This window comes from Bradyrhizobium sp. USDA 3262 (assembly GCF_054060035.1).
Genome location: NZ_JBSSCT010000001.1, coordinates 4,290,172 through 4,301,649, shown reverse-complemented (window position 1 = coordinate 4,301,649; position 11,478 = coordinate 4,290,172). Strand labels below are relative to the sequence as shown.

Below are 11,478 nucleotides of genomic sequence, written 5' to 3'. Positions count from 1 at the left end.
ATATTCTCGATTGCTTGAAAAAAGTGGGCGGTGAAGCTGGGGGACCTCACCGCCCTGAGACCTTCCGACAGAGGGGGGCATATTCCATCGAAAGGCAACGTAGGGAGCGAGCAAGGGGCCCGCCCCCCGGAAAGCGCCGTCGGCGGGGGCGACTGATGCCGGCGACGCCTTCCAACTCATAGATAGTTATCCCTTCGCCAGCGGCACTGCCACAAAGCGCGACGAACCGCCGCTCTTCACGCGCATGAGAACGCTGTTCTTGCTGTCATTGCGCGCCGCGGTGATCGCATCCCGCACTTCACCGGCGGTGCCGACGGACTTGCCGGCGACCTCGAGGATCACGTCGCCTTCCTTGAAGCCCCGCTCAGCGGCAGCACTCTTGGGATCGACTTCGGTCACGACCACGCCATCCTTGCCGGCGCCGGCCACGCTGTTGGCGGGCGCGACGGTGAGGCCGAGCTTCGGCACGTCGGTGCCGCGGGACGAGTTGCCCTTGTCGCTCTTGTCGGTGTCAGCCTTGGCCTCCAGGTTGTTCGGCAGCTGGCCGAGCGTGAGGTTGACGGTCTTGTCCTGGCCCTTGTGCAGCACGTTCAGCTTCACGGCGTTGCCGGGCGCGAGGCCACCGATGGTGCGGGCGAGCTCGCGCGCATCCTTCACCGGCTCGCCATTGACGGCGGTGATGACGTCACCGGACTCGATGCCAGCCTTGGCCGCGGGGCCGTTGGCCTGCGGTTCGGCAACCAGCGCGCCTTCGGCCTTCTTCATGCCGAGGCTGTCGGCGATGTCGGAGGTCACCGGCTGGATCTGGACGCCGATCCAGCCACGGCTGACCGCGCCCTTGTCCTTCAGCTGGGCGACGACACTCTTGACGGTCTGGGCCGGGATCGAGAACGCGATGCCGACGCTGCCGCCGGACGGCGAGTAGATCGCCGTGTTGACGCCCATCACCTCACCAGACACGTCGAATGCCGGGCCACCCGAATTGCCCTTGTTCACGGGCGCATCGATCTGGATGAAATCGTCATACGGGCCGTTGCCGATGTCGCGGCCGGAGGCCGAGACGATGCCCGCGGTCACGGTGCCGCCGAGGCCGAACGGATTGCCGACCGCCAGCACCCAGTCGCCGATGCGCGGCTTGGTTTCGGACAGCTTGGCGAACTGGAAGTTGGAGCCGCCCTCGACCTTGATCAGCGCGAGGTCGGTGCGCGGATCGGTGCCGATCACCTTGGCGGAATAGGTCTTGCCGTCGTCGGTGGTGACTTCGACCTTGTCGGCGCCGTCGACGACGTGATTGTTGGTCACGGCAAAGCCGTCAGCCGAGATGAAGAAGCCGGAGCCCTGGCCCGTCACCACGCCACCGCCACGCGGTCCACCGCGCAGGCCCGGGGGCAAGCCATCCGGACCGCCGAAGCGGCGGAAGAAGCGCTCCATCGGCGAACCCGGCTGGAACGGCGAATCGTCATTGTTGTTGCTGTCATCCTTCGCGACCTTCTCGCGAATGTTGACCTTGACCGAGATCACCGACGGCTTGACGCGCTCGACGATGTCGGCAAACCCGACCGGCTGCTGAACCTTCTTGACCTCGTTATTGACCTGCGCATGCGCGGGCGTCGTGAACAGGTCGGCGGGGTTGTGCGAGGGGCTGAAGCCATAGGTGGCGGCACCGAGGCCGGCCACGACCGACGCCATCAGCGCGAGTTTGCGGGCAGAGAGCAGCGAGCGCTTCGGCGCCTTGTAGGACGGAAGGGTCGAGAGGTCGGGACGGTCGGTCATGTCTTGAAATCTCCAGGGCCAGAATCATTGGTGCCGGGGGCGAGCACCTGATGGGTCTGAACATGGGGTCATCAGCCTTACAGCGCGCTGGCTGCGGAATTAAACTTTGGTAATTGAGCAGGTCGCCGCTGCGGCAGAATAGCGCAGGTAAATAAAGGACTTAAAAGGGAACTAAAGCGGCTTGTCCGGCGCGGATTCCGCCGCCAGCAGCCGTTTCAGGCGCGCCTGCTCGTCGGACGTCAGTCCGGCGGAGGAATCGCCCCCGCCGGCGGCCGGATTTGCCTTGCGCAGGCCGAGCCGCCAGAGCGCAAAACCGCCCAGCAGAAGCGCCAGCGGCGGGGTCAGCCACAGCAGCAGCGTGTGCTCGTTGAGGCGCGGCTTCAGCAGCACGAATTCACCGTAGCGCGCCACCAGGAAATCGATCACCTGGCGGTCGCTGTCGCCGGCCGAGATGCGTTCACGCACCAAAAGACGGAGATCGCGCGCCAGCGGCGCCTCGGAATCGTCGATCGACTGGTTCTGGCAGACCATGCAGCGCAGCTCTTTGGAGAGCTCGCGCGCCCTCGCCTCCTTGGCCGGATCCGCCATGATCTCGTCGGGCAGCACCGCCCGGGCGGGCATCGCGCCGAGCATCAGGGCCGCCGCAAGCACGGCGGCTGCAAGCGCGCGCGGCCGCATCACTCGGCCGCCTGCAATGCGCGCGCCGCTTTCGCCGGCTTCGGCGCGCCGACCCGCAAGCGGCGGTCGGACAGCGACAGCATGCCGCCGAACGCCATCAGCACCGGGCCCCACCAGATCATCAACACCAGCGGCTTGTGATAGATGCGCACCGCGATCGCGCCGTCGGCCGAGGTATCGCCGAGCGAGATGTAGAGCTGGCTTGCACCGCGCGTCATCAGCGCGGCCTCGGTCGTCGAGGCGCCCCGCGTCGTGAAGTTGCGCTTCGACGGCGTCATCACGCTGACCTTCTCGCCGTCACGCGTCACGGTGAATTGCGCGACCATCTCGCGGAAGTTCGGACCCTGCCGCGGGTTCAGGCCGTCGAGCCGCAGCTGGTAGCCGGCGACGCGGGCGACGTCGTCCGGCTTCATCGCGCCGATATATTCGCTGTTCCAGGTGGTCTCGCAGACGATCCCGATCAGGGCGACGCCGAGACCGGCATGCGCGAAGGCGGTCCCCCAGGTCGCACGCGGCAAGCCGCGCGCCCGGCGCAGCGAGAGCGACAACGGAATCCGGAACAGCGCGATGCGCTCGGCGAGATCGCACAGCGCGCCCATGATCACGAACACCGCAAGCGCAATGGCGAGCGGCGCCAAGGTCGCGCCGCCATAGGTCCACGCAAACACCAGCGCCATCGCAGCCAGCGCGACGATGCCGGCCACCATCAGCCGCTGCGCCGCGCCGAGCAGGTCGCCGCGCTTCCAGGCCAGCAGCGGCCCGAACGGTACCGCGAGCAGCAGCGGCACGAACAGCGGCGCGAAGGTGAAATTGAAGAACGGCGCGCCCACCGAGATCTTCTCGCCGGTCAGCACCTCGAGCGCCAGCGGATACAGCGTGCCGATGAACACGGTCGCGCAGGCGGTGGTGAGCAGCAGATTGTTGAGTACCAGCGCGCCCTCGCGCGAGATCGGCGCGAACAGCCCGCCCTGCTTCAATGCCGGGGCGCGCCAGGCGTACAGCGACAGGCTGCCGCCGATGAAGACGAACAGGATCAGCAGGATGAACACGCCGCGTGTCGGATCGGTCGCGAAGGCATGGACCGATGTGAGCACGCCGGAGCGCACCAGGAAGGTGCCGAGCAGCGACAGCGAGAAGGTCAGGATCGACAGCAGGACGGTCCAGACCTTCAGCGCGTTGCGCTTCTCCATCACCAGCGCCGAATGCAACAGCGCGGTGCCGGCGAGCCACGGCATCAGCGAGGCGTTCTCGACCGGATCCCAGAACCACCAGCCGCCCCAGCCGAGCTCGTAATAGGCCCAGTAGGAGCCCATCGCGATGCCGAGCGTCAGGAAGATCCACGCCATCAGCGTCCACGGCCGCACCCAGCGCGCCCAGGCGGCGTCGATCCGCCCCTCCAGCAGCGCCGCCACCGCGAACGAGAACGAGATCGAGAAGCCGACATAGCCGAGATAGAGCATCGGCGGGTGCACCGCGAGGCCGATGTCCTGCAGCACCGGATTGAGGTCGCGTCCCTCCAGCGGCGGATTGGCGATGCGCAGGAACGGGTTCGAGGTGATCAGGATGAACAGATAGAACGCGCTGGCGACCCAGGCCTGCACCGCCAGCACATGCGCCCGCAGCGACAGCGGCAGATTGTTGCCGAAGGCCGCGACGAGGCCGCCGAACAGCGCCAGGATCGACACCCACAGCAGCATCGATCCTTCATGGTTTCCCCAGACGCCGGTGATCTTGTAGAGCAGCGGCTTCAGCGAATGCGAATTCTCGTAGACATTGGCGACCGAGAAATCCGAGCTGACATGCAGCGTCACCAGCGCCGCGAACGACGCCGCGACGAACAGCAATTGGGCGAGCGCGGTCGAGCGCGCGACGTTCATCAGCGCCGCATCGCGCCAGCGCGCGCCGACGATCGGCACGATTGACTGGATCAGCGCCAGCCCAAGCGCGAGCACCAGGGCGTAATGTCCACTTTCGGCAATCACCGCACGGCTCCCTGGGTCGGCGCCGCGGAGGCGCTCGGCGTATTGCTTGATTTGGCACCGTAATCGTCCTTCCAGTGGCCCTGCTTCTTCAAGGCGTCGGCGACGTCCTTCGGCATGTAGGTCTCGTCATGCTTGGCGAGCACGGTGTCGGCACGGAACACGCCGTCAGCATCGAGCGCGCCTTCGGCGACGACGCCCTGCCCCTCGCGGAACAGATCGGGCAGGATGCCCTTGTAGGCGACCGGCAGCGTCGCGCCGCCGTCGCCAACGGTGAAGGTCACGGCGAGATTGTCGCCGCGCTTGAGCGAGCCCTGTTCCACCAGGCCGCCGAGGCGGAAACGCTTGCCCGGACCAAGATGCTTTTCGGAGACCATCGACGGCGTCGAGAAGAACACGATGGAATCGCGCAGCGCGTTCAGCACCAGGCCCGCGGCGATCGCGAGCACGACGAGCGCGCAGCCGATCAGTGTCAAACGCCGTTGCTTCCTGGTCATGTTCCATCCTTGCGCATGACGTTCTCCGCACTTTTCGGCGTCATGCGTTATCCATCCAGCCCGAGATTCTTCAGCCCCTCATTGAGCTGACGCAACCGGTCCGCATCGTTGCCGACCGCCTGACGGGCATCCGCGAGCGCGCTCATCGCCTTGTCGCGCTCGCCCATCACGAGATAGGCGCGGACCAGCCGCAGCCAGCCCTCGACGTCGTCGCCATTGGTCTTCAGCCGCGTCGCCAGCCGATCGACCATGCCTTTGATCATGGTGCCGCGATCGGCCTCGCTCATGTCCCGGGCCGCAGCCACCGCACTGTCCGGCAGCGCGGGTGCGGTGACGCCGCCGGGCGAGCTAGCGCCGCCGGGCGCGCTGCCGCCGCCGGGCGCGCTGCCACCGACCCGGACCAGCGCGGCCTGCACCAGCGGCCGCCACGGCGCGTCCGCCGGCGCCTTCGCCAGCATCTTTTGCCAGAGCGCCGCGGCATCAGCCTTGCGGCCGTCCTGCTCGGCGGCAAGGCCGAGGAAGTAGTTCGCCTTGGCATCGTCGCCGTTCAGCGCGACGGAGCGCTCGAACTCCGCCTTGGCGTCCGCCGTGACGACGCCGCCGGCGGTCCCCATCAGCGCCTCGCCGAGATCGGCGCGGCGATCGGCGCTGTCGCCGGCATAGGTGATGGCGTTGCGATAGGCGCGGACGGCGTCATCGTAGCGGCCGAGGCGCGACAGCACCGGTGCCAGCACCGTCCAGCCACGGCCGTCGGTCGGGTTCTTTTCGAGATGCGCCTCGACCTGCGCGACCAGATTGGCGAGCGGCTGGTTGGCGTCGGCCACCCGGCCGCGCTCGGCGAGCGGAAAGTCACCGAGGCGTGGCGAGCCGAGCGCGAGATAGAAGCTCGAGGCAATCACCGGCAATCCGACCAGGCCGACGATCGCGGCAGTGCGCCGCAGATTGAGGCTGCCTTGCACCGGGGTCTCACGTCCGCTCTGATCGGCGGCGGCCAGCAGCCGGCGGCTGATCTCGATCCGCGCGGCATCGGCCTCGGCGGCACCGATGATGCCGGCGGCCATGTCGCGGTCGATTTCGGCGAGCTGGTCGCGATAGACCACGACCTCGCTGCCACCGGTATCCGCGCGCCCGCGACGGCTGAGCGGCCACAGCACGGCAAAGATCGCCGCGACCGTCATCAGCGCGAACACAAACCACAGCGTCATCAAGCGGTTCCCGGATGGAACGGCGGCTTCCGGCAAGCCGCCTTAGAATCGCTTTACACTACCGGCGGCGAGCCCGGCAATTGACAATTGCTGGATCGACCGAAGGTCGAAATCAGGCGGTTTCCGGTGCCGTTCCGGCGGTATTGCGCCGGCGTCTCCGGGCGAAGGTGCACACGACCAAAATGTCGAAAACAACCCCATGCAAAGGTGCAGGCTTCCGCCGGCGCTCGATTGACGACTTGACATGTCGGGCAAATCAGCGGCACACTTCCATTATTCCGAAATTGTGCAAATGCTTGTCCCCCGACCCCGGCGCGGTCGTCAATTTGCCGTCCGCTTTCGGGGGCAAAGTGGACACGCGACCCGACCCCGGCAATATCGTCCTGCGACCCTTCTGCGACATCCAGGGATGTTCGCACTAGCGCGACGCGGCGACGGGCGGCGGATGAACGCGTCACGCCGTCACCGAGGATCATTGTTATGCAGCGTGGCATTTGAGCACCCAGGCCGGCTGCCGCGCGGGATGGTAGGTCGCTTCGAGCTGCTATTCGACGGAAACTGGGAGCAGAGGCCGGGCGAAACTGAGTTCGTGGCCATCTGGATCAATCAGGTGGAAGTAGCGCTCACCCCATTCGGCGTCGCGGGGGACAGTAGCCGGCTAGTATCCGGCTGCAAGCGAACGGTCGTAGAGTTTGTCAACATCGGCAACATAAAAGATGATGCGTCCCCACCAGGACCAGCACCGATCGGCAGGCTGGGCGATGAGGTTGAGATAACTCGCACCAGCCCGAAAGCTGGTGAATGACGACTGTTCGCCGCCATGCAGGACCTCAAATCCCAAGGCGCGGTAAAATCGGACAGCCCGTGGCATTTCGTGGGTGCCAAGCGTGACCGCGCTGATCCCCTCGATCATGGAAACAACTCTCCTGCACTATTTCCTGCGTCGTTTGTAGGTAAGACTTCTCTCGCGGTCAGAGTGCGACTGTTTCCTCGACAACATGTTTCAGCGGCGTCCCCTCAGCGGACAGGGTCATTCGCAGTTTGAGCTCGCCACCTTTCACCGCCCCGCTACGCACCAGGTTCTCGATTTCACGCTGCGATGTAACTCCGACATGCTTCAGAAATTTACGGATAGCCATATTGAAGCGGTCTTCATCGAACTCGGCGGTCATGGCTGTTCTCCCTGATCGGGTAGCCAAAGTCTAACACGAGGTGAGCAAACCCCAAACATCGAGGCCGCGCTCGCGTCGCCGCCGACTTCCTCCTTACCTGGATCGCCTACCAACCTCGGCCCGGATCTGAAGACTACACCTGACGCTGCAATGTCGGCACGCTGAGGTGGACCGGACACGGCTGAGCGCGGTCCTCGACCGCTGCTTGTGACCCATCTGCGACATTACCCCTCCGGTACTCCTGCCAATCGCATGCCTTCATAAATGCGCTCACGTTTGGCGAGATAAGCTGGATTATCGCTCGACGGGCTGGCGCGGAAGCGGCGGATGCTGAAATTAGGTTGAAGCGCGAGCCCTGCTTGCGCCGCGGCCCGCGCGTCATCGAGTGCTCCAAGCAGTGCTAGGGCAGCGGCGAGCCCAAGATGCGCAAACGGATAATTTCGGTTGGCGTCGATGCTCCTGCGGAGCCAACAGACGGCTTCCCTATCGGCACTAAGTTGCAACTTAGCGAAACCGACATACTGCATCCACATGAAGGCATGAATGTCGCGGGGAGACAGGCGGAGTGCCTCTAAGACATGCGCCTCAGTGTCCCCGCCGCGACCGAGGAAAATCTTGGCTTGACCGATTAACCCGTGCGCATGGGCCAGATTTCGGTCCAACGCCAAAGCGTGTTGTAGTTCGTCAATGCCCTCGGACACGCGGTTCGTGAAAATTTTTGCTGTTCCCAAATGTAAGTGAGCCAAGGCGTGGTTCGGCGCAAGGGTCAGGACATGCATAACGGCCACTTCTGCTACGGTAAGGTACTTTATCCGATTGTCGGTCATGTAGCCGGCACCAACAATGCCATCAACATGCGCTAAGCCCAGACATGCTTCGATATTGCCGGGATCAAGCGTCAGGGCACGCTCGAAAAAGTGGCGCGCCTGCAAGATATATTCGGAAGTCAACCCCATATTGAGCTTAGCTCTGCCCTGGAAGTACAACTCCATTGAATTGGGATGCGCCGAACGTTGTGCTCTCACGGCCTCGGCTGCGACGAGCTGCGCGTCTAAGGAGTTAGCTAGCCTAGATATGATCTCGTCCTGCATATCGAACAGATCGGCGACGGGTTTGTCAAAGCGGTCCGCCCATAAGTGCGCGCTGGTTTCAGCGTCTACCAGCTGCACGTTGACGCGAAGTCGGCTTTCGTGACGCTGCACGGAGCCTTCTAGCACATACCGGATGTTCAACTCGCGACCGATTTGCTTGAGGTCAACTGCTTTGCCCTTGTAGGTGAATGCGGTGTGTCGCCCGATCACCAATGAGCCGCTGATCCGCGACAAGTCCGTAGTGAGGCTTTCCGTTACACCATCGACGAAATAGTCGTGCTCTGGGTCGCCGTTGAGGTTGGCGAAGGGCAACACAACGATGGAGAGGTGAGGCGATGAAAGCGACATTTGTGCCGTGCCGTCGTTCTGCGCCGCCGAACTAGCCGCCGCAGTTTCGGGCGTCTGCCCTTCGTGCACTACGCCAACGAAGCGAAAGCCTTTGCGCGGCAACGTTTTGATTAGGCGCTGCTTGTCACCATCGTCACCGATTGCGGCGCGAGCGGCATTCAAGCGGGTCGTCAACGCGGCATCTGAGACTATGCGTCCGTTCCAAACTGCGCTGATGAGATCGTCCTTGCTGACGACGCGCTCCCTGTGCCGGATCAAATGGTCTAGTAGATCGAAGACCTGCGGCGTGATGGGAACAGGGATGGTCCCGCGATGTAGCTCGCGACGGTCAGTATCGAATGCGTACTCCTCGAAGAAATAGCGCATCTGGCGATCCCTTAAAGGGCGTTCGATTTTCAGGCTTTAACGCCCTCGAACGCAAAGAATAAGCCGCTGGTAAGGAAAATGTAAGCCGGATGTCAGGCGCGGTGGCTCGTCGTACAGCATGTTCGTCCTCCGAAAAGTAGACAGGACACACGGCAATGAGCACAGTCCAAGAGATCACCAAGTTGCAGCACAGAGCAACTGCCGACCGGCCGGTCTATAGTCCGCTCGAAGCATATTGGAAGGCATTTCAGGAGTGGCGCAAACGCCGGAGGCTGCAAACGGAATTATGCCGCCTGACGGACCGCGAGCTGATGGATATTGGCACGACGCGAGGCGAGATTGACTACGTCGTGTCGAACAGAGATATCGACCCGCGAGGCATACGAGCCGAATGGGTCCAATACCTGCCAACAGTGGACGGCCAAATCCACCCACATTGGGACAAGCACCTCTCAGAAACACGCGTCAAACCTCGCTAGTGCAATGCGCGGAAACCATCGCGGTCTGCTACGCAAGCCGTTATGGCTGCTTCTGGCCCCTTAGCCGACATGACCAAGCGCGCCTGTTTTGTCAGCTTACCGTTGGCAATGCGGACGTTGGTACAGCGGACGGATTTACAGGTACACGCCCTGGTAAGTGGGATTTTGGAGCGCTCGAACAGGGTTCGAACCGTATCTAGGCTATCGCTACCCCGCGCGCGACGACTTCCGCTCGCCGGTGACGGCATTTTCCGCCGCCCTGTTCATCAGCGACGCGTAGTCGTGGCCGAACAGCACCTCGCAGAAGCGGATCGCGGCCTTGACCTGCTGCTGGCGAAAGGCCCGGACCCGGGCGTCGCCGCCGCGCAGCGACTGCACCAGCCCTTCGGTCGACTGCTCGACATAATGTTGCAGATCCGAGAAGGTCCGTAGCGTCACCTCGTTGATGGCGAGCTCGCTGGCATAGGTGCGGCACACCGCGACGAAATCGATCAGCGCCGCGGCATCCTCGACCTCGGTCGCATCGATCTTGGCGCCGGCCGTAATGTCCTTGTCGGCGCGCTGGCGCAGGATGCGGCGAACCTGGCCCGGCACGCTGTCGATCTCCGATTGCAGCGCGTTGGAGGTATCGGCGCGAACCGAGGTGAGCTGGCGGCCCCAGGCGGAATCGTTGCGCAGATCAAGCTCGGTGCGCAGGCCGCGGACGCCGTCATGCAGGGTCTTGAGCTGCTCGCCGACATAATCGAAATGGCCGCGCCTGATGTCGGTACGCAGGCAGGCCGCGACGAACGACAGGTCATGCAGCGCGATGGTGACCGCGACGCCGTATGGCGTTGCCGCGACGCGGAGCTCATCGTCCGAGGCCGCCATCTTGATGGCAAGGCGGACGATCTGCCATGGCGCGGCGAGCCGCTGCGCAATCAGTGACAGCGCGAACGGCAATAGCTGCGGCGTCTGCAGCGACGGCAGCTTGAGCGCTTCGGTCGCTGAAGCGATCTGGGAATCGGCAAACACCCGGATCTGGCTCGGCAGCCGGCTTCCCAGGGTTTCCAGCGCTTCGCGGGCCTGCAGAACGAGGCCGATCGGCAGCAGGTCCTCGACCACGTTCGGCGGACCGACGCGCGACAGCGCGCGCTGGCGATCGTCCTGACTTGGCGCCGCGATCTTGAGGATGGCGTCCGCGGCGGCAAGCTGGAACTTGCGCGCGGCGGTCTCCATCGGACCGCTCTCCGTGGCCGCGGCCAACGCCGCCTCGAACGCGCGAGCCGCTTCGGGCGCGCCCTCGCGGGCGAGCCATTGCCAGATCGGCAGCAGCGAGGCGCGCCGGATCTGGCCCGCTCGCGTCGGGAAATTGGTCTCGGCGAGGAACGGCTCGAGTGGCCGGAACAGCAGCCGCGCCGGATCGTCGCTGCGCGGCTGGATGTGCTCGTCCTCCTCGGCCCCGCGCACGATCTTGCGCAGCTGCTCGAGGACCAGATTGGCGACGGCGACGTCATCGCCGCGTTCGACGGCGCGCTCCAGCTCCCGCATCAGCAGCGCCTGCGATTGCGGCGGAAGCTGCGCGAGATAATCCCTCAGCCGCTCGGTCGATTTCTGGCTCATGCCCGGTCGTGAAAGCTTGGTGCCCGGCAAGCGCCGCAGCCCGTCCGCCCGCGATGATAGAGGTGGGCGCGTTAAGAAGCCGTTATCTGAAAAATTCGACGGATCAATAGCTTAGAGTTCCTAACGCACATACAAGGCACAATTGAAATGATTGAGGAAAATCGCCAACTGCCTAATTCGATCCCCCTGCCCGATCTCAGCAAGATCGCGGACTTTGTGCCGCGTGGCGAAAGCGGTTGCGCCGCTGATCCGCTCGTAACTCATGCGGTCAGCTAAACAGACCGAGAC

The 11,478-nt window shown here is 64.1% G+C and carries 9 protein-coding genes and 1 pseudogene; 1 reads left to right on the top strand and 9 read right to left on the bottom strand.

From position 1 onward, the window contains the following. Positions 1–186 precede the first annotated feature (186 nt). The 8 genes and pseudogenes from ACVWYP_RS19640 to ACVWYP_RS19605 form a co-directional block, all read right to left on the bottom strand. Positions 187–1,773 (bottom strand): Do family serine endopeptidase, encoded by a 1,587-nt coding sequence (locus tag ACVWYP_RS19640; protein ID WP_304499468.1) that lies wholly within the window; start codon positions 1,771–1,773, stop codon positions 187–189. Positions 1,774–1,944: 171 nt separating this feature from the next. After that, positions 1,945–2,451 (bottom strand): cytochrome c-type biogenesis protein, encoded by a 507-nt coding sequence (locus ACVWYP_RS19635; RefSeq protein ID WP_304499467.1) that lies wholly within the window; start codon positions 2,449–2,451, stop codon positions 1,945–1,947. Beyond that, positions 2,451–4,433 carry a heme lyase CcmF/NrfE family subunit gene (locus ACVWYP_RS19630; RefSeq protein WP_304499466.1) on the bottom strand — a complete coding sequence of 661 codons (1,983 nt, stop codon included), beginning with the start codon at positions 4,431–4,433 and terminating at the stop codon, positions 2,451–2,453. Before ACVWYP_RS19630 ends, ACVWYP_RS19635 begins: the two co-directional genes overlap by 1 nt. Next, on the bottom strand, positions 4,430–4,927 hold the full coding sequence (ccmE, locus tag ACVWYP_RS19625) for a cytochrome c maturation protein CcmE (protein ID WP_304499465.1): 498 nt from the start codon (positions 4,925–4,927) through the stop codon (positions 4,430–4,432). The genes ACVWYP_RS19630 and ccmE overlap by 4 nt, the downstream gene beginning before the upstream one ends. A 47-nt stretch (positions 4,928–4,974) precedes the next feature. Beyond that, entirely contained in the window at positions 4,975–6,132 is a 1,158-nt protein-coding gene (gene ccmI / locus ACVWYP_RS19620; RefSeq protein ID WP_304499464.1) for a c-type cytochrome biogenesis protein CcmI, read from the bottom strand. 544 nt (positions 6,133–6,676) lie between these two features. After that, a pseudogene (locus tag ACVWYP_RS19615) lies at positions 6,677–7,045 on the bottom strand (VOC family protein). 58 nt (positions 7,046–7,103) lie between these two features. Next, positions 7,104–7,304, bottom strand: coding sequence for a DUF6494 family protein (locus tag ACVWYP_RS19610; RefSeq protein WP_027547784.1), 201 nt, complete (start codon positions 7,302–7,304; stop codon positions 7,104–7,106). Between the two features lie 224 nt (positions 7,305–7,528). Continuing rightward, the gene (locus tag ACVWYP_RS19605) at positions 7,529–9,109 is read right to left on the bottom strand and encodes a winged helix-turn-helix domain-containing protein (protein ID WP_092079683.1); all 1,581 of its coding nucleotides are present in this window, start codon (positions 9,107–9,109) and stop codon (positions 7,529–7,531) included. Positions 9,110–9,264: 155 nt separating this feature from the next. Between ACVWYP_RS19605 and ACVWYP_RS19600 the strand changes: the two genes are divergently transcribed. Next, complete coding sequence (locus ACVWYP_RS19600; RefSeq protein WP_028345270.1) at positions 9,265–9,588, top strand: DUF1127 domain-containing protein; 324 nt, start codon at positions 9,265–9,267, stop codon at positions 9,586–9,588. Positions 9,589–9,795: 207 nt separating this feature from the next. Here ACVWYP_RS19600 and ACVWYP_RS19595 read toward each other — a convergent pair whose 3' ends face one another. Then, positions 9,796–11,190 carry a hypothetical protein gene (locus tag ACVWYP_RS19595; protein ID WP_304499462.1) on the bottom strand — a complete coding sequence of 465 codons (1,395 nt, stop codon included), beginning with the start codon at positions 11,188–11,190 and terminating at the stop codon, positions 9,796–9,798. Positions 11,191–11,478 lie beyond the last annotated feature (288 nt).